Below are 25859 nucleotides of genomic sequence, written 5' to 3'. Positions count from 1 at the left end.
TGTCGCTTCTCTTGAACCTGATAGCGCTACGTTACCGCCCGGTCTGCAGGAATGCGATACGCCGATTAGCGTATCTCAGAAGTCGTGGTAATACCGATGTGAGTGTGATTTGCCAGTGCTTGTGGTGTTCTGCAGGCCATTTATCAACGCTCGACAGACTTGGCGCTACGTTGTCTTGGTGGCCGCTATCGAATGTGAGCAAGCGTGTAGAAGCGCCCGCTTGGCTTCGACGGTGAGGCGGCATAGTCTGGAGATCCGACATTTCTGCAGGAGGAGAGCGCCATGCCCATTTCACGCGCCGAGCTGCACGCCGACGATGCGGCAGCCCTGATCGATCAGCTGTGCGAGCGCTGGTCGGACGCCAAGGAGGTGGACCGTTCCGCCGACCCGGTGCGGGTCGATTTCGAGAACGGCAGCTGCTATCTGCAGGCCCAGCCGGACAAGCTGCTGGTGGTGGTTGAGGCCGTCGATGACGAGAGCCACGACCAGCTGGAGGGCCAGGTGGATCACGCCCTGGATACCCTCAAGGGTGTCGAGCTGGATATCGTCTGGGAGGCGTGAGCCGAAGCGTTACCTCCCGCGGCGCCCACCTCGGCATGCTGCTGTGGGCGGCCCTGGTAGGGCTCTCCTTTCCCGTCGTGGGGCTGATGAGCGAGCTGCCGCCACTGCTGCTCACCGCCCTGCGTTTCGCCATCGCCTGTGCCGGCCTCTTCGTGCTGGCCAGGCGCTCGCCTGACTTCCTGCCCCGGGGGCGGAGCCTGCCGCTGTATGCGCTGATGGGGCTCTGCCTGGCCGGCTTCTTCTCGGCCATGTTCTGGGCCGCGCATCATGCCACGGCGCTCACCATGGCGACCCTGCATGTCACGGTGCCGCTGCTCGCCTTCCTGCTGGGCCTGGGATTGCGGGTGGAGAGGCCAGGCTGGCGGCTGCCCGCGATCCTCGCCCTGGGCGCCATCGGCGCCCTGGGGCTGGCCGTCGCCGAGGCGTGGCAGCAAGGTGGCGGGCTGCGCTTCGGGATCGGCGAGGCGGTGTTCTTCGTCGGCTGTGTCGCCACGGCGCTCTATCCGGTGCTCAGCCGCTGGGGGCTGGCCAGTGGCCGCCTGCCGGAATCGGCGGCGGTGCGCACCTTCTGGAGCCTGGGCCTGGGTGGCCTACTGGTTGGCCTGGCCGGCCTTGCCATCGAGCCGGTGGGGCGCCTGGCGGCCATGCGTGCCACGGACCTGACGTTGCTGGTCTATCTGGGGCTCTGCTCCAGCGCCCTGACCTTCTGGCTGATGCAGCGGGCCACCGCGGTGCTCACCCCGGGGGTGGTCACCGCCTACGGCTATCTGGTGCCCTTCGTCTCCATGCTGCTGCTGTTCCTGCGTTCGCCGCAGCATATCGGCTGGGTGTGGCTGCCGGGCAGCCTGATGGTGCTCGTGGCCATGGCGCTGCTGATGCGCCGGGATGCCCCTGCGACATGAGGTCTCGCTGCCTTGCCTCTTTCCAGGGGGCTGCCTAGTCTGGAGGCGTTGTCTCGATTCCGAGGGAGTGATCATGACGCAGGAAACGCAACGCACGACCCTGCCCATCGTGCAGATGGCAAAGGATAACGACGAGTTTCGCCAGGTGATCTGGACCGGTGAACAGACGCAGCTGGTGTTGATGGCGATCCCGGAAGGCGGCGAGATCGGCGGCGAGGTCCACGAGGGCCACGACCAGCTGCTCTACTTCGTCGACGGCCAGGGTGAGGCCACCATCGGAGAAGCCAAGGTCAGCGTGCAGGCCGGCGATGTCAGCATCGTGCCCTCCGGCATGTTCCATAACTTCAGGAACAGCGGCAGCGGCATGCTCAAGCTCTACACCACCTACAGCCCGCCCGAGCATGAGCCGGGGACCGAGCATGCCACCAAGGGCGAGGCCGACGCCGAATAGCCCCGGCAGGCCATGCGTGCCATTGCTCCGTTGCCTGCGGGCCCGGCCATGCCGGGCCCGCTCTGTTATACTGGCCGCCCATCGTTTCCACCGAATATTGCAGGAGCCCTCATGACCCGAATCGCCATCGTCGGTGTCGCCGGCCGCATGGGCCGCACCCTGGTCAATGCCGTTCAGCAGGATGACGGCGCCACCCTGGCGGGGGGCATCGTCGAGCCGGGCAGTTCGCTGATCGGTGCCGATATCGGTGAGCTGGCCGGGGTCGGCCGGGTGGGTGTGAGCGCGGTGGACGCGCTGGACGCCATCGTCGATGACTTCGATGTGCTGATCGACTTCACTGCGCCTCGGGTGACGCTTTCCAACCTGGCGTTCTGCGCCGCCCATGGCAAGCGGATGGTGATCGGTACCACCGGGCTCTCCGACGAGGAGCTGGCCGAACTCGACGCCTTCCGTGAGCAGCTGCCCTTCGTCTTCGCCCCCAACATGAGCGTGGGGGTGAACCTCACACTCAAGCTGCTGGAGACCGCGGCCCGGGCGTTGGGCGACGAGGGCTACGATATCGAGGTGATCGAGTCCCACCATCGCCACAAGGTGGATGCCCCCTCCGGCACCGCGCTGAAGATGGGCGAGGTGGTGGCCGAGAGCCTGGGCCGCACCCTCAAGGAGCATGGCGTTTTCGAGCGGGTGGGGCAGTGCGGGCCGCGCACTGACAAGGAGATCGGCTTCGCCACGGTGCGCGCCGGGGATATCGTCGGCGAGCACACGGTGATGTTCGCCACCGAGGGCGAGCGCATCGAGATCACCCACAAGGCGTCGAGCCGCATGACCTTCGCCAAGGGGGCGGTGCGCGCCGCGCGCTGGGTGGCCGGCCAGGACAAGGGGCGCTACGCCATGCAGGATGTGCTTGGGCTCTGAGACTTATGGGGTAGTCGCCGGGCGCCGTTTCCTGTAATATCCCCAAAATTTTGGCCGGGCGCCTGGGCGAAGACCCAACACAGCGCTTGTTGCTTCGGCCCTTTGTTCTGAGCGAACCAGCTCTGAGCACATCAGTTCCGAGCGAATGACAACAAGCGGGATGAAACCGGTCACCATCGGGTTTCGTCCCGCTTTTTTGCGGGCCGGCCATCGGCCACCGTATGCCTTGACGAGCTGTCTCGATAGCTCTCTCTAAAAACCTGGGAGGACGTTGCATTGAACAGACCCGCGATACTGGCCCTGGAAGACGGCAGTGTGTTTCACGGCACGGCCATCGGTGCCGATGGACAGACCAGCGGTGAGGTGGTGTTCAATACGGCCATGACCGGCTATCAGGAGATCCTGACCGACCCCTCCTACACCCGACAGATCGTCACCCTGACCTACCCCCATATCGGCAATACCGGCGTCAACACCGAGGACGTGGAGTCCGGGGCCATCGCCGCCGCCGGCCTGGTGATCCGAGACCTGCCGCTGCTGGCCAGCAGCTTCCGTTGCGAGCAGACCCTCTCCGACTACCTCAAGGGTCAGAACGTGCTGGGCATCGCCGAGATTGATACCCGCCGTCTGACGCGTATCCTGCGCGACAAGGGCGCCCAGAACGGCGCGATCCTGGCCGGCAGCGAGGCCGAGGGCGAGGACGCCGTGGAGCGTGCCCTGGCCGCCGCCCGCGCCTTCCCGGGCCTCAAGGGCATGGATCTGGCCAAGGTGGTCTCCTGTCAGAGCCCCTACCAGTGGAGCGAGGGCGAGTGGGCCCTGGGTCAGGGTTACGCCGACACCACCCAGGGTGAGCGCCCCTTCCATGTGGTCGCCTACGACTTCGGCGTCAAGCGCAACATCCTGCGCATGCTGGCCTCCCGCGGCTGCCGTCTGACCGTGGTGCCGGCCCAGACTCCGGCGTCCGAGGTGCTGGCCATGGCCCCCGACGGCATCTTCCTGGCCAACGGCCCCGGCGACCCCGAGCCCTGCGACTACGCCATCAAGGCGATCCAGGAGATCCTCGAGACCGAGATCCCGCTGTTCGGCATCTGCCTGGGCCACCAGCTGCTGGCCCTGGCCAGCGGGGCGAAGACCGTGAAGATGAACCATGGCCACCATGGTGCTAACCACCCGGTTCAGGACCTCGACACCGGCCATGTGATGATCACCAGCCAGAACCACGGCTTCGCCGCCGACGAGGCGAGCCTGCCGGCCAACCTGCGGGCCACCCACCGCTCGCTGTTCGACGGCACCCTGCAGGGGATCGAGCGCACCGACCGCCCGGCCTTCAGCTTCCAGGGCCACCCGGAGGCGAGCCCCGGGCCCCGGGACGTCGCGCCGCTGTTCGATCGTTTCGTCGAGATGATGCGGACCAGCCAGGCCTGAGCCTGGGGAATCGCCACACTCACGTCGCCACTCGTCACCCTTTTCAGCGGGAAGCACCATGCCCAAGCGTACCGACATCCAGAGCATCCTGATCATTGGCGCCGGCCCCATCGTCATCGGCCAGGCGTGCGAATTCGACTACTCCGGCGCCCAGGCCTGCAAGGCGCTGCGCGAGGAGGGCTACCGGGTCATCCTGGTCAACTCCAACCCGGCCACCATCATGACCGACCCGGCCATGGCCGACGCCACCTATATCGAGCCGATCACCTGGCAGGCGGTGGAGAAGATCATCGAGGCCGAGCGCCCCGACGTCATCCTGCCCACCATGGGTGGCCAGACCGCGCTCAACTGCGCGCTGGAGCTGGACAAGCACGGCGTGCTGGCCAAGTACGGCGTCGAGATGATCGGCGCCAACGCCGACGCCATCAACAAGGCCGAGGACCGCGACCTCTTCGACCAGGCCATGAAGCGCATCGGCCTGGAGTGCCCCAAGGCCGAGGTGGCCCACAGCATGGAAGAGGCCTGGCGCATCCAGGGGGATCTGGGCTTCCCGGTGATCATCCGCCCCTCCTACACCATGGGCGGTTCCGGTGGCGGCGTGGCCTACAACAAGGAGGAGTTCGAGGAGATCTGCCAGCGCGGCTTCGAGCTCTCCAACAACCACGAGCTGCTGATCGACGAGTCGCTGCTGGGCTGGAAGGAGTACGAGATGGAGGTCGTTCGTGACAGGAACGACAACTGCATCATCGTCTGCGCCATCGAGAACTTCGACCCCATGGGCGTGCACACCGGCGACTCCATCACCGTGGCCCCGGCCCAGACGCTGACCGACAAGGAATACCAGATCATGCGCGACGCCTCACTGGCGGTGCTGCGCGAGATCGGCGTCGAGACCGGCGGTTCCAACGTGCAGTTCGGCATGGATCCGAAGACCGGACGCATGGTGGTGATCGAGATGAACCCGCGGGTGTCGCGCTCGTCGGCGCTGGCCTCCAAGGCCACCGGCTTCCCGATCGCCAAGATCGCCGCCAAGCTGGCGGTGGGCTACACCCTGGACGAGCTGCAGAACGACATCACCGGCGGGCGCACCCCAGCCTCCTTTGAGCCGTCCATCGACTACGTGGTCACCAAGATCCCGCGCTTCACCTTCGAGAAGTTCCCCCAGGCCAACGACCGCCTGACCACCCAGATGAAGTCGGTGGGCGAGGTGATGGCCATCGGGCGCACCTTCCAGGAGTCGCTGCAGAAGGCGCTGCGCGGCCTGGAGACCGGCAACGACGGCCTCGACCCCAAGGTCACCCGCTTCGACGCCGACGGGCTGGCGCATATCAAGGGCGAGCTGCAGGCCGCCGGTGCCGAGCGCATCTTCTACGTGGCCGATGCCATGCGCGCCGGCATGAGCCGCGACGAGATCTTCACGCTGACCAACATCGATCCCTGGTTCCTGGTCCAGCTCGAGGACCTGGTCGCCACCGAGGCCGAGGTGGCGCGGCGCTCGCTCTCCGAGCTCGACAAGCGTGAGCTGTTCCGCCTCAAGCGCAAGGGTTTCAGCGATGCGCGGCTGGCCACATTGCTCGGCGTCTCCGAGAAGGAGTTCCGCAAGACCCGCCAGCAGGCCGGTATCCGCCCGGTCTACAAGCGCGTCGACACCTGTGCCGCGGAGTTCGCCTCGGATACCGCCTACATGTACTCCACCTACGAGGAGGAGTGCGAGGCGGAGGTCTCCGACCGCCAGAAGATCATGGTGCTGGGCGGTGGGCCCAACCGTATCGGCCAGGGCATCGAGTTCGACTACTGCTGCGTCCATGCCGCCTTCGCTATGCACGACGACGGCTATGAGACCATCATGGTCAACTGCAACCCGGAGACCGTCTCCACCGACTACGACACCAGCGACCGCCTCTATTTCGAGCCGGTGACCCTGGAGGACGTGCTGGAGATCGCCGACAAGGAGCAGCCTGTCGGCGTGATCGTGCAGTTCGGCGGCCAGACCCCGCTGAAGCTGGCCCGCGAGCTGGAGGCCGCCGGCGTGCCGATCATCGGCACCACCCCGGACGCCATCGACCGCGCCGAGGACCGCGAGCGCTTCCAGCAGATGATCGAGAAGCTGGGCCTCAAGCAGCCGCCCAACGCCACCGCGCGCAGCTTCGAGGAGGCCTTCGCCAAGGCCGAGACCATCGGCTATCCGCTGGTCGTACGCCCGAGCTACGTGCTGGGCGGCCGCGCCATGGAGATCGTCTACGACGCCTCGGAGCTGGAGAACTACATGACCCACGCGGTCAAGGTCTCCAACGACTCGCCGGTGCTGCTCGACCACTTCCTCAACGCCGCCATCGAGATCGACATCGATGCGGTCAGCGACGGCAAGGAAGTGGTGATCGGCGGCATCATGCAGCATATCGAGCAGGCCGGGGTGCACTCCGGCGACTCCGCCTGCTCGCTGCCGCCCTACTCGCTGCCCGCCGAGGTGCAGGATGAGATGCGAGACCAGGTCCGGCAGATGGCGGTGGAGCTTGGCGTCAAGGGCCTGATGAACGTCCAGCTGGCCTGGCAGGATGGCGAGATCTACATCATCGAGGTCAACCCCCGTGCCTCGCGCACCGTGCCCTTCGTCTCCAAGTGCATCGGCACCTCGCTGGCCCAGATCGCCGCCCGCTGCATGGCCGGCACCACCCTGGCGGAGCAGGGCTTCACCCGCGAGATCGTGCCGCACTTCTTCAGCGTCAAGGAGGCGGTCTTCCCGTTCAACAAGTTCCCGGGGGTCGACCCGATCCTGTCGCCGGAGATGAAGTCCACCGGTGAGGTGATGGGCTCAGGCGATACCTTCGCCGAGGCCTTCTACAAGGCGCAGCTGGGTGCCGGCGAGGCGATTCCGCCGCTTTCCGGGCCGCGCAAGGCGTTCCTCTCGGTGCGCGAGCCGGACAAGGCGGGTGTTATCGAGGTGGCGCGTTCTCTGGTAACATTGGGCTTCACGCTGTGCGCGACCCGCGGTACCGCCGCCGCCCTCGAGGCCGCCGGTATCGATGTCGAGGTCGTGAACAAGGTCTTCGAAGGCCGCCCGCATATCGTCGATCTGCTCAAGAACGACGAGATCGCCTATATCGTCAATACCACCGAGGGTCGCCAGGCGATCAACGACTCCTCGGTGATCCGTCGCACCGCGCTTGCCCGCAAGGTTCCCTACGCCACCACGCTGGCGGGGGCCAGTGCCGTTTGTCTGGCGCTCGAGTACGGCAACGAGATCACGGTGCGGCGGCTACAGGAACTGCATGCAGGAGCTGCACAATGAACAAGGTCCCGATGACCGTCGCCGGAGAGTCGCGCCTGCGCAAGGAGCTCGAGCACCTCAAGAGCGAGGCGCGTCCGAAGGTGATCGCCGCCATCGCCGAGGCCCGTGAACACGGCGACCTCAAGGAGAACGCCGAGTACCATGCCGCCCGCGAGCAGCAGGGTTTCATCGAGGGGCGCATCCAGGAGATCGAGGGCAAGCTCTCCAGTGCCCAGGTGATCGACGTCACCAAGCTGCCCCAGACCGGCAAGGTGATCTTCGGCGTCACCGTGGGGTTGCTCAACCTCGATACCGACGAGGAGGTGACCTACCGCATCGTCGGCGAGGACGAGGCCGACATCAAGCAGGGGCTGATCTCAGTGACCTCGCCCATCGCCCGCGCCCTGATCGGCAAGGAGGAGGGCGACGTGGTGGTGGTCAAGACTCCCGGCGGTGACGTCGAGTACGAGATCTCGAGCGTGGAGCACCTGTAACTCAAGCTTGAAGAAAAAACACCCCCGCAGCCATGGCTGCGGGGGTGTTGTCGTATGGAGCCGCCGTAGGAGGGATGCTTCGCATCGCGACTGGCGCCGTAAGGCGCCCGGTGGTTTCACTGGCTCACGGGTGGCCTGTTAGGGAGGCCTTCGGCCTGCGTCGCGAGACGGAGTCTCCCTCCTACCTGGACGCGGGCCTCAGTGCCGCCCGTGGTGCCCCTCGTAGCGCTGCACGTTGGAGAGCTTCGGGTTGGCCTGGGGATTGCGCCGATAGAGCAGCGCCATCTTGCCGATCTTCTGCACCAGCTCGGCGCCGCTCGCCTCGATCAGCTCGTCGAGCATGGCGCCGCGTTCGTCGCGTTCCGGCAGGGCGAACTTCACCTTGATCAGCTCGTGGTCGTTGAGGGCCCGGTCGAGCTCCGCCAGCACTCCTTCGGAGATGCCGTTCTCGGAGATCATGACCACCGGGTTCAGGTGGTGACCGATGCTGCGAAATGCTTTCTTTTGTGCCTGTGACAAGCTCATGGTATCTTGCGTCTTCTCGGTTGCGCGCAGCCAGCCATGGTACGCGCAAATCGTCACGCCGAAAACGTCTTCGGTGAAAGCGCCGGATCAACCGGCCATTCTTCGGCGCTTCAGTACCGTAATCCGCTCCGCGCCAGTCACACCCCCGCTACGTTCCAGGTGATGCCGTGGCTCGTTCCCGCACCCCATCTCCCGCCTCCAGCAAGCACTCTGCCAGCAAGACCAGCAAGGGCTGGCTGAAGGAGCACTTCGACGACCAGTACGTGCAGCGCTCCTGGCAGGAGGGCTACCGCTCGCGGGCCAGCTACAAGCTGTTCGAACTCGACGAGAAGGACCGGCTCCTGGCGCCGGGCATGACGGTGATCGACCTGGGGGCGGCGCCCGGCGGCTGGAGCCAGGTGGCGGCCGAGAAGGTGGGCCCCGAGGGGGTGGTGATCGCCTCCGATATCCTCGAGATGGATGCCCTGGCCGGGGTCGACTTCATCCAGGGCGACTTCACCGAGGAGGCGGTCCTCGAGGCGATCCTCGCCACCCTGGGCGGCCGCCCGGTGGACCTGGTGATGTCCGACATGGCCCCCAACATGAGTGGCATGGCCGCCATCGACCAGCCCCAGGCGATGTACCTGGTGGAGCTGGCGCTGGACCTGGCCGGGCAGACCCTGCGTCCCGGCGGCACCTTCCTGGCCAAGGTGTTCCAGGGCGAGGGCTTCGATGAATACCTGAAGGCGCTGCGCAGCGCCTTCACGCGGGTGGTGACCCGCAAGCCCGGCGCCTCACGGGCGCGCTCCCGTGAGGTCTACCTGCTGGCCCAGGGCTTTCGCGGCTGAGCCTGACCGGATGGGCGCCGTGATAGTCCCGGCCTACCGGGGCGATTGCCGGACAGCGCAGCACAAAGTGTGTCACAGTGCCTGCTGCGGTGGACCGCCCGGCGGGCGGTGGCCGAACGCGGCCGGCTCCTGTAGTGTCCAAGGTGCCAGGTCCCTGCGGCCGACAGATTTCAGATATTGAGGGTAGTCCCTTGAACGATATGGCGAAGAACCTGATCCTGTGGTTGGTCATCGCGGCAGTCCTGCTGACGGTGTTCAACAACTTCAGTGTCGATAGCTCACCTCAGGCGATGAACTACTCCCAGTTCGTCCAGCAGGTGCAGAACGAGCAGGTACGCAGTGTCACCATCGATGGCTATACCATCACCGGTGAGCGTACCGATGGGTCGCAGTTCCGGACCATCCGCCCCGCGGCGGAGGACCCCAAGCTGATGGACGACCTGCTCTCCAGCAATGTCACCGTGGTGGGCAAGGAGCCTGAACAGCAGAGCCTGTGGATGCGGCTGCTGATCGCCAGCTTCCCGATCCTGCTGATCCTGGCCATCTTCATGTTCTTCATGCGCCAGATGCAGGGCGGTGGTGCCGGCAAGGGCGGGCCCATGAGCTTCGGCAAGTCCAAGGCCAAGCTGCTCTCCCAGGACCAGATCAAGACTACCTTCGCCGACGTCGCCGGCTGTGACGAGGCCAAGGAGGAGGTCGAGGAACTGGTCGACTTCCTGCGCGATCCCACCAAGTTCCAGCGCCTGGGCGGCACCATCCCCCGCGGCGTGCTAATGGTGGGCCCGCCGGGTACCGGCAAGACGCTGCTCGCCAAGTCCATCGCCGGGGAGGCCAAGGTGCCGTTCTTCTCCATCTCCGGCTCCGACTTCGTCGAGATGTTCGTCGGCGTGGGTGCCTCCCGCGTGCGTGACATGTTCGAGCAGGCCAAGAAGCAGGCGCCCTGCATCATCTTCATCGACGAGATCGATGCCGTGGGCCGCTCCCGTGGTGTCGGCATGGGCGGCGGCAACGACGAGCGCGAGCAGACCCTCAACCAGCTGCTGGTGGAGATGGACGGTTTCGAGGCCAACGAGGGCATCATCGTCATCGCCGCCACCAACCGTCCCGACGTGCTCGACCCCGCGCTGATGCGCCCGGGCCGCTTCGATCGCCAGGTGGTGGTGCCGCTGCCCGATATCCGTGGCCGTGAGCACATCCTCAACGTGCACCTGCGCAAGGTGCCGCTGGCCGACGACGTCAAGCCGTCGCTGATCGCCCGCGGTACCCCCGGCTTCTCCGGCGCCGACCTGGCTAACCTGGTCAACGAGGGTGCCCTGTTTGCCGCGCGGCGCAACAAGCGCCTGGTGGGCATGGAAGAGCTGGAGATGGCCAAGGACAAGATCATGATGGGCGCCGAGCGCCGCTCCATGGTCATGACCGAGAAGGAGAAGCTCAATACCGCCTACCACGAGTCGGGCCACGCCATCATCGGCCTGGTGATGCCGGAGCACGACCCGGTCTACAAGGTGACCATCATCCCGCGGGGCCGCGCCCTGGGCGTGACCATGTTCCTGCCCGAGCAGGACCGTTACAGCCTGTCGCGCCAGCAGATCATCAGCCAGATCTGCTCGCTGTTCGGCGGCCGCATCGCCGAGGAGATGACCCTGGGCCCGAATGGCGTCACCACGGGTGCCTCCAACGACATCAAGCGTGCCACCGAACTGGCCCATAACATGGTCGCCAAGTGGGGCCTCTCCGAGGAGATGGGTCCGATCATGTACGACGAGGACGAGTCCCACCAGTTCATGGGCGGTCCCGGCCAGGGCGGCAAGCTCAAGTCCGGCGAGACCATCTCCAAGCTCGACAAGGAGGTCCGCAAGGTCATCGACGGCTGCTATGCCGAGGCCAAGCGTATCCTCGAGGAGAATCGCGACAAGCTCGACGCCATGGCCGACGCGCTGATGAAGTACGAGACCATCGACGCCGACCAGCTCAAGGACATCATGGAGGGACGCACGCCGCGTCCGCCCAAGGACTGGGAGGACGGCGACTCCTCCGGCCCCGGTGCCCCGGTGACCGAGGGTCCCCAGGCCGAGGCTTCCCCGGACGAGCCGGAGCAGGTCGACGGCGACGAGGACGATGACGAAGAGCCGCGGCGGCGGCCCTCCGACCCGCTGGGCGGGCCGGCCGGCTCCTGAGTCTGCCGCGACACTGCCTTTCAGGCGCCCCCGCGGGGGCGCCTTTGCCTTTCTGGTCCACCCCTTTCCGATTACCAGCCGAGCGAAGATGAACCCGACAGCCTCCCTGATGTGCGGCCGACACCGGCTCGACCTCTCCTATCCCCGCGTCATGGGGATCCTCAACGTCACTCCCGACTCCTTCTCCGACGGCGGCCGCCATGTGGCCCTGGACGACGCCCTGCGCCACGCCGAACGGATGCTGGCCGAGGGCGCGGCGATGATCGATGTCGGTGGCGAGTCGACCCGGCCGGGGGCCGAGCCGGTCTCGCCCCAGGAAGAGCTCGAGCGCGTGGCGCCGGTGGTGGAGGCGCTGGTGCGCGAGCTCGACGCCCTGGTCTCGGTGGATACCAGCTGCCCCGAGGTGATGCGCGAGAGCGCGGCGCTGGGTGCGGGAATGATCAACGACGTGCGCTCGCTGGATCGCGAGGGGGCCATGGCGGCCGCTATCGGCAGCGGACTGCCGGTGTGCCTGATGCACCGCCAGGGCGAGCCCCGCGACATGCAGCAGGCGCCCCGCTATGATGTGCCCATCGAGGAGGCGGTGGCCGAGTATCTCGCCGCGCGCGTGGCCGCCTGCGAGGCGGCCGGCCTGCACCGCGACCGCCTGCTGCTCGACCCGGGTTTCGGCTTCGGCAAGAGCGTGGAGCACAACCTGCGCCTGCTCAACCGCATGGATCGCCTCGCCGAGCTCGAGCTGCCGCTGCTGGTGGGCATGTCGCGCAAGAGCATGATCGGCAAGGTGCTGGAGCGTCCGGTGGAGGAGCGCCTGCCGGGCGGCCTGGCGCTGACTGCGCTGGCGGTGGAGCGCGGTGCCCGCATCCTGCGCGTCCACGATGTGGCCCCCAGCGTGGATGCGGTGAACATGACCTGGGCCGTACTCAAGGAGGGTTGCTGATGGCACGACGCTACTTCGGAACCGATGGCATTCGCGGCACGGTGGGCGAGCCGCCGATCACCGCCGACTTCATGCTCAAGCTGGGCTGGGCCACCGGCCGCGTGCTGGCCTCGCGCAACCCCAAGCGCCGCCACCGGGTGCTGATCGGCAAGGACACCCGCATCTCCGGTTATATGTTCGAGTCAGCCCTGGAGGCCGGGCTCTCCGCCGCCGGCGTCGACGTGGCCCTGCTCGGTCCCATGCCGACCCCGGGTATCGCCTACCTGACCCGCACCTTCCGGGCCGATGCCGGCATCGTCATCTCGGCGTCGCACAACCCCTTCGCCGACAACGGCATCAAGTTCTTCTCCACCGAGGGCGCCAAGCTCGGCGACGAGCTCGAGGCGGAGATCGAGGCGATGCTCGACGAGCCGTTGACCACGGTGGCCGCCGACCGGCTCGGCAAGGCCGCGCGTATCGATGATGCCGCCGGGCGCTATATCGAATTCTGCAAGTCCACCATTCCCGACCGGGTCAGCCTCGCGGGGCTCAAGGTGGTGCTGGATTGCGCCCATGGCGCCACCTACCACATCGCCCCCAGCGTGTTTCGCGAGCTGGGCGCCGAGGTGAGCCTGATCGGTGCCGCCCCCGACGGCCTCAATATCAATCGCGAGGTGGGCTCCACACATCCGGCGGCGCTGCGTGCGGCGGTGATCCAGCAGGGTGCTGACCTCGGCGTGGCCTTCGACGGCGACGGCGACCGGGTTCTGCTGGTCGACAGCGACGGTCGCGAGATCGACGGTGACGACATCCTCTACCTGATCGCCCGCGACCGCCACGCCCGTGGCGAGCTGGGCGGCGGCGTGGTGGGGACCCTGATGACCAACTTCGGCCTCGCCGCGGCACTCGAGACGATGGGCGTGCCCTTCGAGCGAGCCAAGGTGGGCGACCGCTACGTGATGGAGCGGCTGGCCATCAATGGCTGGCAGCTGGGTGGCGAGTCATCCGGGCATATCGTCTGTGGCCATGTGCAGACCACCGGCGATGGCATCGTCTCGGCACTGCAGGTGCTGGCCTTCATGGTGCGCGAGGGCAAGTCGCTGCAGCGCCTGCTGGATGGCCTGGAGAAGGCGCCCCAGGCGCTGGTCAACGTGCGCCTCACGCCGGGCAGCGATGCCCGGGCGGTGATGGCCATGCCGGCCCTCCAAGAGACGGTGAGCGAGGTCGAGGCCGAGCTGGGCGACGAGGGGCGGGTGCTGCTGCGCCCCTCCGGTACCGAGCCGCTGATCCGGGTGATGGTGGAAGGGCGTCCGCACCTGGACGTGGACGGCCTGGCGCGGCGTCTCGCCGAACGGGTCGAGGCGCTGCTCGACGCCTGAGCGCGCAAGGCCACCGGTTGTCTTGACAGGGCCTCTCCTATACCATTTCGCTCCACCTTGAAAGAGGACAGTCGATGCGCACGCCGCTGATTGCCGGCAACTGGAAGATGAATGGCTCGACCGAGCTGGTCGAGGCCTTCGGTCGGACCTTCTCCAGTGCCGCGCTGCCGAGTTCGCTGGAAGCGGCGATCTTTCCGCCCTATCCCTATCTGGATGCGGCGCGGCGCGCCTTCGCCGAGACGCCATTGCGGCTCGGCGCCCAGACGCTCAATCCGCTCCACTCCGGCGCCCATACCGGCGAGGTGAGCGGACGTATGCTGCGCGAGTTCGGCGTCCGGTATGCCCTGGTGGGCCACTCCGAGCGCCGCCAGCTCTACCGCGAGAGTGACGAGCAGGTGCACGACCGCCTGCTGGCTGCCCTCGGTGTCGACATCACGCCGGTGCTCTGTGTGGGCGAGACCCTCGAGGAGCGCGATGCTGGTCACACCATGCAGGTGGTGCTGCGCCAGGTCGGCTACGTGATGGCGCGACTGGAGCCGGAGCAGCGCGAGCGCGTGATCATCGCCTATGAGCCGGTGTGGGCCATTGGTACCGGCCGTACCGCGACGCCGGAGCAGGCCCAGGAGGTCATGGCCGGTATTCGCGAATACCAGGCCGGCTTCGATCGCGACCTGGCGGCCAGGCTGCGGCTGCTCTACGGCGGTAGCATGAACGCGGGCAATGCGGCGGAGCTGCTTGCCCAGCCCGATATCGACGGCGGCCTGGTGGGCGGTGCCTCGCTCAAGGTCGACGATTTCCTAGCCATCTGTCAGTCAGCAGGTTGATCCCATGCAAGTTGCCATTCTCATGATCCACGTGGCGGTCGCCATCGCTCTGGTCGTCCTGATCCTGCTGCAGCAGGGCAAGGGCGCCGAGGCCGGTGCCGCCTTCGGTGGCGGTGCCTCCCAGACCGTGTTCGGCTCCCGCGGCAGCGGCGGCTTCCTGTCGAAGTTCACCGCCGTGCTGGCGGCTGCCTTCTTCGCCACCTCCCTGACCCTGGCCTGGTTCGCCGGCCAGGCCGGTGATGCCCCCGAGGCGGGAATTCCCGACTCGCGGCTGATCGAGCAGCAGAACAGCGTGCCGACCCTTGACGACGAGGGCTCGAGCATGGATAATGCTGCGCCAGTGCTGGAGGGCAGCGACGAGTAGTTCGCTGCGCAGTTTCCAGCCTCCCCTGATGCCGAAGTGGTGGAATTGGTAGACACGCTATCTTGAGGGGGTAGTGACCTTACGGTCGTGCGGGTTCAAGTCCCGCCTTCGGCACCATCTGATTCATCGCGGCACCCATGGCAAGTCTGGCGTGTGTCGACGATCCTTCAGAAGCAGGATTGGCAACGCGGTGTGCGCCACTTGACGGATTCGTCAGTTGCGTGTAAGATCACCGACCTAGATTGATGCGGGGTGGAGCAGTCTGGTAGCTCGTCGGGCTCATAACCCGAAGGTCATCGGTTCAAATCCGGTCCCCGCTACCATCTTCCGGCAGGTGCCTGTCGAACACTGACTCGGTCATGTTCGAATCGAAGGGGCAGCCAGTTTGGCCGGAGTGGTTTACAGGTTTCTTGTGAAAGCCCCTTCCTGTGAAGGGGCTTTTTGTTAGCAGCTTGCCCAGGGCGCCAGGCGCCGGGGCACTGTTCCGGGCAATGCCAATCAGCCACCTGACTTCCCAGTTCTCTCCCGGCCAGGTGCCTGATGCAACGGCTGTAGGAGTCTATTCCGTGGCTACCAAGGATGCTGCGCTATACGCATTGATCGAACCCGTGGTTACCGCCATGGGCTTCGAGCTGTGGGGCATCGATCACCTCTCCCAGGGTAAGCACTCTCGCCTGGTGATCTATATCGATCACGAAGACGGCATCAACGTCGACGACTGTGCGGACATCAGCCGCCAGGTCAGTGCCCTGCTCGATGTGGAAGATCCGATCCACGGCGAGTATCGCCTCGAGGTCTCCTCTCCGGGGATGGATCGCCCGCTGTTCACCCTCGATCAGTTTTCCCGCTACCGCGGCCACGAGGTGGCGCTGAAGCTGCGTGCCCCCTTCGAGGGGCGCCGCAAGTTCCAGGGCCTGCTAGCCGGCGTGGAGGGCGACGAGGTGCTGCTGCAGGTCGAAGGCGAGGAGTACTGCTTTCCCGTCGATGGCATCGATCAGGCCCGCGTGGTGCCCCGTTTCGAGGACTAGCCCGCGGTTCAAGGATTCGGCCTCCCCCCGGGAGGCAAGTTGAGCATCAGCTCGAGAACAGGTTTTCTGGCGAGGCAAAGGCATGAGTAAAGAGATTCTGGCGGTCGTCGATGCGATCTCCAACGAAAAGGGAGTTCCCCGCGAGGTGATCTTCGAGGCCGTCGAGGCGGCCCTGGCCAGCGCATCGCGCAAGCGCTTCGAGGACGAGGAAGCTAGCGTGCGGGTGCATATCGACCGCAGCACCGGTGACTACGAGACCTTCCGTCGCTGGGAAGTGGTCGAGGATGACGACTTCGATGGTCCCGACCACCAGATCAAGCTCACCTTCGCCGAGCGTCGCGACCCGCCCCTGGGCCTGGGCGACGTGGTCGAGGAGAAGATCGAGAACGCCGACTTCGGCCGCATCGCCGCTCAGACCGCCAAGCAGGTGATCGTGCAGAAGGTCCGCGAGGCGGAGCGCGCCGAAGTGGTGCGCCTCTACGCCGACCGCGAGGGCGAGCTGGTCTCGGGCATCGTCAAGAAGACGACACGCGACGGGCTGATCATCGACCTGGGGGACAACGCCGAGGCGTTCCTGCCGCGCAGCGAGATGATTCCCGGCGAGCGCTACCGCATGAACGAGCGGGTACGCGCCCTGCTGATCAAGGTCGACCCGGAGGCGCGCGGTGCGCAGCTGATCCTCTCACGCACCTGCCCCGAGCTGATCATCGAGCTGTTCAGTATCGAGGTGCCAGAGATCGCCGAGCAGCTCATCGAGATCAAGGGTGCTGCCCGCGATCCGGGCTCGCGGGCCAAGATCGCCGTGAAGACCAACGACCGCCGCATCGATCCGGTGGGTGCCTGCGTCGGCATGCGCGGTTCGCGGGTCCAGGCGGTCTCCTCGGAGCTGCAGAACGAGCGTGTCGATATCGTGCTGTGGGACGACAACCCGGCTCAGTTGGTGATCAACGCCATGGCGCCGGCGGATGTCGCCTCCATCCTGGTCGATGAGGATGCCCACGCCATGGACGTGGCCGTCGCCGAGGACAACCTGGCCCAGGCCATCGGCCGCAGCGGCCAGAACGTGCGCCTGGCCTCCGAGCTCACCGGCTGGCGGATCAACGTCATGACCGAGGCCGAGGCGGAGGACAAGCGCGACCAGGAGATCGACAGCCTGGTGGAGCACTTCGTGCAGCACCTCGATATCGACGACGAGGTGGCGCGCCTGCTGGTCGAGGAGGGCTTCACCACCCTGGAAGAGATCGCCTACGTGCCGGTCGAGGAGATGCTCGAGATCGAGGAGTTCGACGAGGAGACCATCGAGGAGCTGCGCGCCCGCGCCAAGGACGAGCTGCTCAACCTCGCCATCGCCTCCGAGGAGGAGCTGGACGGTGCCCAGCCGGCCGACGACCTGCTGGAGATGGAAGGTATGGAGCGCCACCTGGCCTTCATCCTGGCCAGCCGCGGGATCGTCAGCATGGAGGATCTGGCCGAGCAGTCCGTCGATGATCTGCTCGATATCGAGGGCATCGACGAGGAGCGTGCCGCGTCACTGATCATGACTGCCCGTGCGCCCTGGTTTGAGAACGAGTAGTTCGCATACGAACCGGTTGAAGGCGAATAGCGTGCAGACAGGGGTCCGATGCCCAGCGCTCGGACCGGCAGTATTCGAAGCGAACAGATTTGGGGTCACGGGCTCAGGAGGGTCTACATGTCAGACATGACCGTTAAGGATTTTGCAGCGAAGGTGGGACGCGATGTTCCCCGCCTGCTGGAACAGATGAAAGAAGCCGGGCTCAAGCACCAGTCCGAGAGCGATGCCGTATCCGAGGAGGACAAGCGTCAGCTGCTCGACTACCTGACCAAGAGCCATGGCGGTAACGCCGAGAAGGCTGCGCCGAAGAACCGCATCACCCTGACGCGCAAGACGCGCAGCCGCATCAACACCGGTGAGCGTGGCAAGACCATCGAGGTGCAGGTGCGTAAGAAGCGCACCTACGTCAAGCGCGCCGAGGAAGAGAGCAAGCCGGAGCCGGTGGAAGATACCGGGCCGCGCCAGTTGGTCGGCGACATGGCCGACTCCCAGCAGGCCCAGGCCGCGAAGGAGGCCCGCGAGGCCGAGGAGGCCAAGGCAAAGGCCGCGGAGCAGGCTGCCCAGGAGGCCGCTGCCAAGCTCGAGGCCCAGAAGGCCGCCGAGGTTCCCGATATTCCGGTACCCGAGCTCGAGACTCCGGCACCCTCCGACGAACCGCCGGCTCCCCCCAAGGAGGGTCGCTCCGATCGTCGCACCGCGCCTCCCAAGAAGGCCGCGGCCAAGAAGGGGCGCCACGAGCGTGACGACGACGACCGCGAGGAGCGGCGTCGTGGCGGCGGCAAGAAGGCCAAGCGCGCCGAGCGCCGTGGCGGTCGCCGCGGTGGCAGCAGCCAGGGCGGTGGCAAGCACGGCTTCCAGAAGCCGACCCAGCCCATCGTTCGCGAGGTCTCGATCCCCGAGTCGATCAGCGTTGCCGACCTGGCCGACAAGATGTCGATCAAGGCCAACGAGGTCATCAAGACCATGTTCACCATGGGCGCGGCGGTGACCATCAACCAGACCATCGACCAGGAGACCGCGGCCATCGTGGTCGAGGAGATGGGCCACAAGCCCAAGCTGGTCAAGGATGATGCGCTGGAAGAGGAAGTGCTGGAGAGCATCTCCTACGAGGGGGAAGAGCTCACTCGCGACCCGGTCGTCACCGTGATGGGTCACGTCGACCACGGCAAGACCTCGCTGCTCGACTACATTCGCCAGGCCAAGGTGGCCACCGGCGAGGCCGGCGGCATCACCCAGCATATCGGCGCCTACCACGTCGCCGCCGAGAAGGTGAACGGCTCCCACGGTGTGACCTTCCTGGACACCCCCGGTCACGCGGCCTTCACCGCCATGCGTGCCCGCGGTGCCAAGGCCACCGACGTGGTCATCCTGGTGGTGGCCGCCGATGACGGCGTGATGCCCCAGACCATCGAGGCAGTAGAGCACTCCAAGGCTGCCGGTGTGCCGATGGTGGTCGCCGTCAACAAGATCGACAAGCCGGCCGCCGATCCGGACCGCGTCAAGAACGAGCTCTCCCAGCACGGCGTCATCTCCGAGGAGTGGGGTGGCGACACCCAGTTCGTGCACGTCTCCGCCAAGACCGGCGAAGGCATCGACGAGCTGCTCGAGGCGGTGCTGCTGGTCTCCGAGGTGCTCGAGCTCAAGGCCGTGCCCGAGGCGCCCGGCAAGGGCGTGGTGGTCGAGTCGCGCCTGGACAAGGGCCGCGGCCCAGTGGCCACAGTGCTGGTCCAGAACGGTACCCTGAAGAAGGGCGATATCGTGCTGGCCGGCCTGCACTACGGCCGCGTGCGCGCCCTGACCAACGAGCTCGGCAAGCAGGTCGACGAGGTCGGCCCGGCGATGCCGGTGGAGATCCAGGGCCTCGACGGCACCCCCGAGGCGGGTGACGACTTCATGGTGCTGGCCGACGAGAAGAAGGCCCGCGAGGTCGCCAACTTCCGCCAGGGCAAGTACCGCGAGGTGCGCCTGGCGCGCCAGCAGAAGGCCAAGCTGGAGAACATGTTCAGCCAGATGGGCCAGGAGGTCGCCGCCAAGCTCAATATCGTGCTCAAGGCCGACGTCCAGGGCTCCCTGGAAGCGATCAAGGGCGCACTGGAAGAGCTCTCCACCGACGAGGTGGAAGTGGCTGTGGTCTCCTCAGGCGTGGGTGGCATCACCGGCACCGACGCCAACCTGGCGCTGGCCTCCGAGGCCATCGTGATCGGCTTCAACGTGCGTGCCGACGCCGCCGCCCGCGAGATCATCGAGCGCGAAGGCCTCGACCTGCGCTACTACAGCGTCATCTACCAGCTGATCGATGAGGTCAAGCAGGCGATGACCGGCATGCTGGCACCGGAGTGGAAGGAAGAGATCGTCGGTGTGGCCGAGGTCCGCGACGTCTTCCGTGCGCCCAAGATCGGCGCCATCGCCGGCTGCATGGTCATCGAGGGCAGCGTGCACCGCAACAAGAAGATCCGTGTGCTGCGTGATGATGTGGTCATCTACGAGGGCGAGCTCGAGTCGCTGCGTCGCTTCAAGGACGACGTCCAGGAAGTGCGCAACGGCATGGAGTGCGGCATCGGCGTGAAGAACTACAACGATGTCCAGGTCGGCGACAAGATCGAGGTCTTCGATCAGGTCAAGGTCGAGCGGACCCTCTAAGGGCTCGAGGAGTCGTACATGCGCGAGTTCAAGCGTACCGACCGGGTGGCCGACCAGCTCCAGAAGGAGCTGGCGGTACTCATCCAGCGCGAGGTCAAGGATCCGCGCCTGGGCATGGTCACCGTCAGCGGGGTCGAGGTCAGCCGTGACCTCGGCTATGCCGATGTCCATGTGACCCTGCTGGGCGAGGATACCCCGGAACGCATCAAGGAGAACCTCAAGGTTCTCAAGCAGGCTGCCGGCTTCCTGCGCGGACAGATCGCCCGGCGCATCAAGCTGCGCCACGTGCCGGAGCTGCGCTTTCACTACGACGAGAGCGTGGTCCGTGGCCAGCGCCTCTCCTCGCTGATCGACGAGGCGGTGGAGAGCGACCGCGTCCGTCATGGCGAGGAGTCTTCCCCCGAGGACGAGGGCGAGCGCGGCTGATGGCGCGTCGACGTCGCGGCCTGCCGGTCAACGGGGTGCTGCTGCTGGACAAGCCTGCGGGCATGTCCAGCAACCATGCCCTGCAGCGGGCCAGGCGCCTGTTCCAGGCGCAGAAGGCGGGTCACACCGGAACCCTGGATCCGATGGCGACCGGCCTGCTGCCGGTGTGCTTCGGCGAGGCGACCAAGTTCTCCGCCCACTTGCTGGCATCCGACAAGGTCTACCGCACCCGGGTGGAACTTGGTGTGGTGACCGACACCGGCGACGCCGAGGGCGAGGTGGTCGAACGGCTGGCGGTGCCGGTGCTGACCGCCACCGACGTGGAGGCGGTACTCGCGCGCTTCCATGGCGAGATCGAGCAGGTGCCGCCGATGTACTCGGCGCTAAAGCACCAGGGCCGCAAGCTCTACGAGCTGGCCCGCGAGGGCAAGTCGATCGAGCGTGCAGCACGCCGCGTGACGGTGTATGATGCGCGGCTCGTTGCCTTCGAGGGCAGCGCCTTCGAGCTCGAGGTGACGGTCAGCAAGGGCACCTATGTGCGCACCCTGGCCGAGGATATCGGTCGCGCCCTGGGTAGCGGCGCGCATATCAGTGCGCTGCGACGTCTGGCCACCGGCCCCTTCGGCGCCGAGGGCATGCTGACCCTCGAGGCGCTGACGGCACTGCCCGACCAGGACGCCCGGGAAGCGACGCTGCTGCCGGTGGACATCCTAGCCGCGCACCTGCCACGGCTCGAGGTCGACGCCGACGCGGCCCGGCGACTGACCCACGGTCAGTCGGCCCGGGCGGACACCGGCAGCCTCGCCGTCGACGATACGGCAAGACTCTACTGCGACGAGGCCTTTCTGGGTCTCGGCGTGGTAACGACGCCACAGGAGGTGGCGCCGAAACGGTTGCTGAGCACCGCAACCGACTAGGGAGCAACGCGGAGACTGCAAATATGCGTGGTCTCACACATTCATCATTCAGGCATATTGCTTACTGGAGAGACAGATGGCACTCACAGCCGAACAGAAGGCCTCAATCGTCAACGAATTCGGTCGTGGCGATAACGATACCGGTTCCCCCGAAGTGCAGGTTGCCCTGCTGAGCGCCAACATCGATGGCCTGCAGGACCACTTCAAGACCAACAAGCAGGATCACCACTCCCGCCGTGGCCTGATCCGCATGGTCAACCAGCGCCGCAAGCTGCTGGACTACCTGAAGCGCAAGGACTTCGAGCGCTATCAGGCTCTGATCCAGCGTCTGGGCCTGCGTCGCTAAGCGACGTACCCCACGCGGCAGAGAAACGGGCAGCCTTCGGGTTGCCCGTTTTGCGTTGGTAAGTCCGCGATTTCACTTAGTTATCGGAGTCATAAACAGCGAGGGACGCTGGGGGCAAGCCGAAGAGGAGGCCCTACGCCAGGGATGGCGTCGGTAGCGTACAGGGAGGTATTCACAGCGCCTCCTCGCAGGCTTGCCGCCAGATCAGGCCCGAGCGATGCATGGTGATGCAATACCCAGGAAATGTCGCTATCCGGTGGCCGCGGGACGCGTCAACCCCTAAAATGGTCGGCGAGTCGAAACGACCCAAACACAGAAAAGTAACGTTGAAGGAAGTCGCCGTGAATCCGGTCAAGAAGACATTTCAGTACGGTCGCAGCACCGTCACCCTGGAAACCGGGCGCATCGCTCGCCAGGCCACCGGTGCCGTGATGGTCACCATGGACGATACCGTGGTGCTGTGCACCGTGGTCGCCAAGAAGGAGGCCAATCCTGCCCAGCCCTTCTTCCCGCTGGGGGTGTTCTACCAGGAGAAGACCTACGCGGTCGGCAAGATCCCCGGCGGCTTCTTCAAGCGCGAGGGGCGTCCCACCGAGAAGGAGACCCTCACCTCGCGGCTGATCGACCGCCCGATCCGCCCGCTGTTCCCCAAGGGCTTCATGAACGAGGTGCAGGTCGTCTGTACCGTGCTTTCCACCGACCGCAACCATGACCCGGATATCGCGGCGCTGCTGGGTACCTCCGCGGCCCTGTCCATCTCCGGCGTGCCCTTCAATGGCCCCATCGGTGCGGCCCGCGTCGGCTTCGACGAGGAGAAGGGCTACTTCCTCAACCCCACCGTGGAGGAGCTCGCCAGCTCCGAACTGGACATGGTCGTTGCCGGTACCGAGAAGGCGGTACTGATGGTGGAGTCCGAGGCCGATGAGCTGCTCGAGGACGAGATGCTCGGCGCCGTGCTCTATGGCCACCAGGAGATGCAGGTGGCGATCCAGGCCATCAACGAGCTGGTCGCCGAGGCCGGCAAGCCGAAGTGGGACTGGCAGCCACCGGCGGAGAACACCGCCCTCAAGGCCGCCGTGGCCGAGGCCTTCGAGGCCCGCGTGGGCGAGGCCTATCGCATCACCGACAAGATGGCCCGTCAGGACGCCCTCTCCGCCCTCAAGGCCGAGGCGGTCGAGCAGCTGGCCGGCGAGGAAGAGGGCAAGTTCGACAGCGATGAGGTCAAGGGTGCCTTCGCGAGCCTGGAGAAGCGCGTGGTGCGCCATCGCGTGGTCAAGGGCGAGCCGCGTATCGATGGCCGCGATCACAAGACCGTGCGTCCGCTGGATATCGAGGTGGGCAGCCTGCCCAAGACCCACGGTTCCGCGATCTTCACCCGCGGCGAGACCCAGGCCATCGTGGTCGCCACCCTGGGCACCCTGCGCGACTCCCAGCTGATCGAGTCGCTGGAGGGCGAGCGCAAGGATCGCTTCCTGCTGCACTACAACTTCCCTCCCTACAGCGTGGGCGAGGCCGGCTTCATGGGCGGCCCCAAGCGTCGCGAGATCGGCCATGGCCGGCTGGCGCGTCGCGGCGTGCAGGCGATGCTGCCCGACGAGGCGGATTTCCCCTACACCATCCGCGTGGTCTCCGAGATCACCGAGTCCAACGGCTCCAGCTCCATGGCGTCCGTGTGCGGCTCCTCGCTGGCCCTGATGGACGCCGGCGTGCCGATGAAGGCCCCGGTAGCGGGTATCGCCATGGGCCTGGTCAAGGACGCCGATGGCTTCGCCGTGCTGACCGATATCCTCGGTGACGAGGACCATCTCGGCGACATGGACTTCAAGGTGGCCGGCTCCGCGGATGGCGTTACCGCCCTGCAGATGGACATCAAGATCGAGGGCATCAACGAAGAGATCATGGAGCAGGCGCTGCAGCAGGCGCTGGAAGCGCGCCTCGGCATCCTCGAGCAGATGAATGCGGTGATCGCCCAGAGCCGCGCTGAGGTCTCCGAGAACGCCCCCTCCATGGCCACGATCAAGATCGCCCCGGACAAGATCCGCGATGTCATCGGCAAGGGCGGCGCCACCATCCGCAAGATCTGCGAGGACACCGGCGCTTCCATCGACCTGGACGACGACGGCACCGTGCGCATCTACGCCGAGGACAAGTCGGCGGCCAAAGCGGCCATCGATACCGTGCTGGCGATCACCGCCGAGCCCGAGATCGGCAAGCTCTACCGCGGCAAGGTGGTGCGTATCGCCGACTTCGGTGCCTTCGTCAACATCATGCCCGGCACCGACGGCCTGGTGCACATCTCCCAGATCGTGCCGGAGCGGGTCAACGACGTGCGTGACTTCCTCAACGAGGGCGACGAGCCCATCGTCAAGGTGCTCGATATCGACAACCGCAACCGGGTGAAGCTCACCATCAAGGAGATCACCCCGGAAGAGAAGGCGGCATTCGAGGCCGAGGAGGCCGCCGAGCCCGCGCTGTAAGGAGCCACAAGCGCCAGGGAACAAGGCGCAAGGGAACCGCCGTCAGGGTCATGCCCTGGCGGCGGTTTCTTGTATGGGGCCGAAAAGAACATGCCCCGGGAGTCGATCCCGGGGCATGCTGTCTGCTTGGCGCTTGGCGCTTGGCGCTTGGCGCTTGGCGCTTTTTAGCGCTCGATGGCGAGTGCGACCCCTTGCCCACCGCCGATACACAGGGTGGCCAGGCCCTTCTTGGCGTCGCGGGCGATCATCTCGTGGACCAGCGTCACCAGGATGCGGCAGCCGGAGGCACCGATGGGGTGACCGATGGCGATGGCACCACCGTTGACGTTGATCTTGGAGGCATCCCAGCCCAGCTCCTTGTTGACTGAGAGTGCCTGGGCGGCGAAGGCCTCGTTGGCCTCGATCAGGTCGAGGTCGTCGATACTCCAGCCGGCCTTCTCCAGGCAGCGGCGGGTGGCCGGGGCCGGGCCGATGCCCATGATGGCGGGGTCGACGCCGGCATTGCTGTAGGCCTTGATGCGGGCCAGCGGCTCGAGGCCCAGGGCCTTGGCCTTCTCGGCGCTGCACAGCATCACCACGGCGGCGCCGTCGTTGATGGAGGAGGCGTTGCCGGCGGTAACGGTGCCATCCTTCTTGAACGCCGGACGCATGCCGGCGAGCTTCTCGGCGGTCACGTCGCGGGGGCCCTCGTCGGTGTCGAAGACGACCGGGTCGCCCTTGCGCTGGGGGATCTCCACCGGGACGATCTGCCCCTTGAACTTGCCCTCGCGAATGGCGGCGGCGGCCTTCTGCTGGGAGCCGGCGGCGAACTCGTCCATCTCCTCGCGGGTGATGCCGTACTTCTCGGCCAGGTTCTCGGCGGTGATGCCCATGTGGTAGTTGTTGAAGGCGTCCCACAGGCCGTCGTGCACCATGCTGTCCACCGCCTTCCAGTCGCCCATGCGCTGGCCATTGCGCGAGTTGGGCAGCACGTGGGGCGAGGCGGACATGTTCTCCTGGCCGCCGGCGATGATCAGCTCGGCGTCGCCGCAACGGATCGCCTGGGTGGCCAGATGCAGCGCCTTGAGACCCGAGCCACACACCTTGTTGATGGTCATGGCCGGCACGGCGTCGGGCAGGCCGGCCTTGATGGCCGCCTGGCGTGCGGGGTTCTGGCCGACACCGGCGGTCAGCACCTGGCCGAGCAGCACCTCGTCCACCTGATCGCCGGCCACACCGGTGGAGGCCAGAAGGTCCTTGATGACCACGGCGCCCAGGTCGCTGGCAGGGATGCCGGCCAGGGAGCCGCCGAAGGAACCGACGGCGGTACGGCGGGCGGCAACGATAACCACTTCTTGCATGTGAGCACTCTCCTCGCTGGAAAGACGGGCTTGCGGCCTTGTCGCGACAGCCGGACACGACCGGGCCTTTCAGCATAGGGGAGT

Annotated in this window: 22 protein-coding genes and 2 tRNA genes; 22 read left to right on the top strand and 2 right to left on the bottom strand. The window is 66.2% G+C overall.

The window, feature by feature from the left end:
* Positions 1 to 282 precede the first annotated feature (282 nt).
* The 7 genes from ACJ7IV_RS14920 (at position 283) to greA (ending at position 8016) form a co-directional block, all read left to right on the top strand.
* Positions 283 to 561 carry a DUF2218 domain-containing protein gene (locus ACJ7IV_RS14920; RefSeq protein WP_161430122.1) on the top strand — a complete coding sequence of 93 codons (279 nt, stop codon included), beginning with the start codon at positions 283 to 285 and terminating at the stop codon, positions 559 to 561.
* Positions 558 to 1463, top strand: coding sequence for a DMT family transporter (locus ACJ7IV_RS14915; RefSeq protein WP_483865037.1), 906 nt, complete (start codon positions 558 to 560; stop codon positions 1461 to 1463). Before ACJ7IV_RS14920 ends, ACJ7IV_RS14915 begins: the two co-directional genes overlap by 4 nt.
* A gap of 73 nt (positions 1464 to 1536) precedes the next feature.
* A complete protein-coding gene (locus ACJ7IV_RS14910) occupies positions 1537 to 1914 on the top strand; it encodes a cupin domain-containing protein (protein WP_483865036.1) in 378 nt (125 codons plus the stop codon).
* A 111-nt stretch (positions 1915 to 2025) separates the two neighbouring features.
* On the top strand, positions 2026 to 2829 hold the full coding sequence (dapB, locus tag ACJ7IV_RS14905) for a 4-hydroxy-tetrahydrodipicolinate reductase (RefSeq protein ID WP_483865035.1): 804 nt from the start codon (positions 2026 to 2028) through the stop codon (positions 2827 to 2829).
* 276 nt (positions 2830 to 3105) lie between these two features.
* A complete protein-coding gene (carA, locus tag ACJ7IV_RS14900) occupies positions 3106 to 4254 on the top strand; it encodes a glutamine-hydrolyzing carbamoyl-phosphate synthase small subunit (RefSeq protein WP_483865034.1) in 1149 nt (382 codons plus the stop codon).
* 58 nt (positions 4255 to 4312) lie between these two features.
* Positions 4313 to 7543 (top strand): carbamoyl-phosphate synthase large subunit, encoded by a 3231-nt coding sequence (carB, locus tag ACJ7IV_RS14895; protein ID WP_282042310.1) that lies wholly within the window; start codon positions 4313 to 4315, stop codon positions 7541 to 7543.
* The gene (greA, locus tag ACJ7IV_RS14890) at positions 7540 to 8016 is read left to right on the top strand and encodes a transcription elongation factor GreA (protein ID WP_213312212.1); all 477 of its coding nucleotides are present in this window, start codon (positions 7540 to 7542) and stop codon (positions 8014 to 8016) included. The genes carB and greA overlap by 4 nt, the downstream gene beginning before the upstream one ends.
* A gap of 198 nt (positions 8017 to 8214) precedes the next feature.
* Here greA and ACJ7IV_RS14885 read toward each other — a convergent pair whose 3' ends face one another.
* Positions 8215 to 8541: a YhbY family RNA-binding protein gene (locus tag ACJ7IV_RS14885; protein WP_213312284.1), complete on the bottom strand. Its 327-nt coding sequence runs from the start codon at positions 8539 to 8541 to the stop codon at positions 8215 to 8217.
* A gap of 167 nt (positions 8542 to 8708) precedes the next feature.
* Here ACJ7IV_RS14885 and rlmE point away from each other — a divergent pair, with 167 nt between their 5' ends.
* The 15 genes from rlmE to pnp all read left to right on the top strand — a co-directional run bounded on the left by rlmE (position 8709) and on the right by pnp (position 24435).
* A complete protein-coding gene (rlmE, locus tag ACJ7IV_RS14880) occupies positions 8709 to 9368 on the top strand; it encodes a 23S rRNA (uridine(2552)-2'-O)-methyltransferase RlmE (protein ID WP_232912133.1) in 660 nt (219 codons plus the stop codon).
* Positions 9369 to 9559: 191 nt separating this feature from the next.
* The gene (gene ftsH, locus ACJ7IV_RS14875) at positions 9560 to 11545 is read left to right on the top strand and encodes an ATP-dependent zinc metalloprotease FtsH (protein ID WP_232912132.1); all 1986 of its coding nucleotides are present in this window, start codon (positions 9560 to 9562) and stop codon (positions 11543 to 11545) included.
* 88 nt (positions 11546 to 11633) lie between these two features.
* Positions 11634 to 12482 (top strand): dihydropteroate synthase, encoded by an 849-nt coding sequence (folP, locus tag ACJ7IV_RS14870; RefSeq protein ID WP_483865033.1) that lies wholly within the window; start codon positions 11634 to 11636, stop codon positions 12480 to 12482.
* Positions 12482 to 13840 (top strand): phosphoglucosamine mutase, encoded by a 1359-nt coding sequence (glmM, locus tag ACJ7IV_RS14865; RefSeq protein ID WP_483865032.1) that lies wholly within the window; start codon positions 12482 to 12484, stop codon positions 13838 to 13840. Before folP ends, glmM begins: the two co-directional genes overlap by 1 nt.
* A 74-nt stretch (positions 13841 to 13914) precedes the next feature.
* Entirely contained in the window at positions 13915 to 14664 is a 750-nt protein-coding gene (tpiA, locus tag ACJ7IV_RS14860; RefSeq protein WP_483865031.1) for a triose-phosphate isomerase, read from the top strand.
* 4 nt (positions 14665 to 14668) lie between these two features.
* Positions 14669 to 15028, top strand: a complete 360-nt coding sequence (gene secG, locus ACJ7IV_RS14855; RefSeq protein WP_483865030.1) for a preprotein translocase subunit SecG — start codon at positions 14669 to 14671, stop codon at positions 15026 to 15028.
* A 30-nt stretch (positions 15029 to 15058) separates the two neighbouring features.
* Positions 15059 to 15145: transfer RNA gene (locus ACJ7IV_RS14850), tRNA-Leu, on the top strand.
* Between the two features lie 129 nt (positions 15146 to 15274).
* A tRNA-Met gene (locus tag ACJ7IV_RS14845) sits at positions 15275 to 15351 on the top strand.
* A gap of 243 nt (positions 15352 to 15594) precedes the next feature.
* Entirely contained in the window at positions 15595 to 16056 is a 462-nt protein-coding gene (gene rimP, locus ACJ7IV_RS14840) for a ribosome maturation factor RimP (protein ID WP_483865029.1), read from the top strand.
* Between the two features lie 82 nt (positions 16057 to 16138).
* Positions 16139 to 17629 (top strand): transcription termination factor NusA, encoded by a 1491-nt coding sequence (nusA, locus tag ACJ7IV_RS14835; RefSeq protein ID WP_213312216.1) that lies wholly within the window; start codon positions 16139 to 16141, stop codon positions 17627 to 17629.
* A gap of 117 nt (positions 17630 to 17746) precedes the next feature.
* Positions 17747 to 20269, top strand: coding sequence for a translation initiation factor IF-2 (gene infB, locus ACJ7IV_RS14830; RefSeq protein WP_483865028.1), 2523 nt, complete (start codon positions 17747 to 17749; stop codon positions 20267 to 20269).
* Between the two features lie 18 nt (positions 20270 to 20287).
* Positions 20288 to 20695 carry a 30S ribosome-binding factor RbfA gene (gene rbfA / locus ACJ7IV_RS14825; RefSeq protein ID WP_483865027.1) on the top strand — a complete coding sequence of 136 codons (408 nt, stop codon included), beginning with the start codon at positions 20288 to 20290 and terminating at the stop codon, positions 20693 to 20695.
* Positions 20695 to 21612, top strand: coding sequence for a tRNA pseudouridine(55) synthase TruB (truB, locus tag ACJ7IV_RS14820; protein ID WP_483865026.1), 918 nt, complete (start codon positions 20695 to 20697; stop codon positions 21610 to 21612). The genes rbfA and truB overlap by 1 nt, the downstream gene beginning before the upstream one ends.
* 76 nt (positions 21613 to 21688) lie before the next feature.
* Complete coding sequence (rpsO, locus tag ACJ7IV_RS14815) at positions 21689 to 21958, top strand: 30S ribosomal protein S15 (protein WP_161430138.1); 270 nt, start codon at positions 21689 to 21691, stop codon at positions 21956 to 21958.
* A gap of 341 nt (positions 21959 to 22299) precedes the next feature.
* Positions 22300 to 24435 carry a polyribonucleotide nucleotidyltransferase gene (gene pnp / locus ACJ7IV_RS14810; protein ID WP_483865025.1) on the top strand — a complete coding sequence of 712 codons (2136 nt, stop codon included), beginning with the start codon at positions 22300 to 22302 and terminating at the stop codon, positions 24433 to 24435.
* Positions 24436 to 24599: 164 nt separating this feature from the next.
* Here the strand turns inward: pnp and ACJ7IV_RS14805 are convergent, their stop codons facing one another.
* The gene (locus ACJ7IV_RS14805) at positions 24600 to 25775 is read right to left on the bottom strand and encodes an acetyl-CoA C-acetyltransferase (RefSeq protein WP_483865024.1); all 1176 of its coding nucleotides are present in this window, start codon (positions 25773 to 25775) and stop codon (positions 24600 to 24602) included.
* Positions 25776 to 25859: the final 84 nt, after the last annotated feature.

The sequence above is a fragment of the Halomonas sp. C10-5 genome (assembly GCF_057169305.1).
This window is presented reverse-complemented; position numbering and strand designations above follow the sequence as displayed.

Coding starts and splice junctions, on each gene's coding strand:
- ACJ7IV_RS14920 (WP_161430122.1), top strand. CDS start 283: ATGCCCATTTCACGCGCCGAGCTGCACGCCGACGATGCGGCAGCCCTG.
- ACJ7IV_RS14910 (WP_483865036.1), top strand. CDS start 1,537: ATGACGCAGGAAACGCAACGCACGACCCTGCCCATCGTGCAGATGGCA.
- dapB (WP_483865035.1), top strand. CDS start 2,026: ATGACCCGAATCGCCATCGTCGGTGTCGCCGGCCGCATGGGCCGCACC.
- carB (WP_282042310.1), top strand. CDS start 4,313: ATGCCCAAGCGTACCGACATCCAGAGCATCCTGATCATTGGCGCCGGC.
- greA (WP_213312212.1), top strand. CDS start 7,540: ATGAACAAGGTCCCGATGACCGTCGCCGGAGAGTCGCGCCTGCGCAAG.
- ACJ7IV_RS14885 (WP_213312284.1), bottom strand. CDS start 8,541: ATGAGCTTGTCACAGGCACAAAAGAAAGCATTTCGCAGCATCGGTCAC.
- folP (WP_483865033.1), top strand. CDS start 11,634: ATGAACCCGACAGCCTCCCTGATGTGCGGCCGACACCGGCTCGACCTC.
- glmM (WP_483865032.1), top strand. CDS start 12,482: ATGGCACGACGCTACTTCGGAACCGATGGCATTCGCGGCACGGTGGGC.
- tpiA (WP_483865031.1), top strand. CDS start 13,915: ATGCGCACGCCGCTGATTGCCGGCAACTGGAAGATGAATGGCTCGACC.
- secG (WP_483865030.1), top strand. CDS start 14,669: ATGCAAGTTGCCATTCTCATGATCCACGTGGCGGTCGCCATCGCTCTG.
- nusA (WP_213312216.1), top strand. CDS start 16,139: ATGAGTAAAGAGATTCTGGCGGTCGTCGATGCGATCTCCAACGAAAAG.
- infB (WP_483865028.1), top strand. CDS start 17,747: ATGTCAGACATGACCGTTAAGGATTTTGCAGCGAAGGTGGGACGCGAT.
- rbfA (WP_483865027.1), top strand. CDS start 20,288: ATGCGCGAGTTCAAGCGTACCGACCGGGTGGCCGACCAGCTCCAGAAG.
- truB (WP_483865026.1), top strand. CDS start 20,695: ATGGCGCGTCGACGTCGCGGCCTGCCGGTCAACGGGGTGCTGCTGCTG.
- rpsO (WP_161430138.1), top strand. CDS start 21,689: ATGGCACTCACAGCCGAACAGAAGGCCTCAATCGTCAACGAATTCGGT.
- ACJ7IV_RS14805 (WP_483865024.1), bottom strand. CDS start 25,775: ATGCAAGAAGTGGTTATCGTTGCCGCCCGCCGTACCGCCGTCGGTTCC.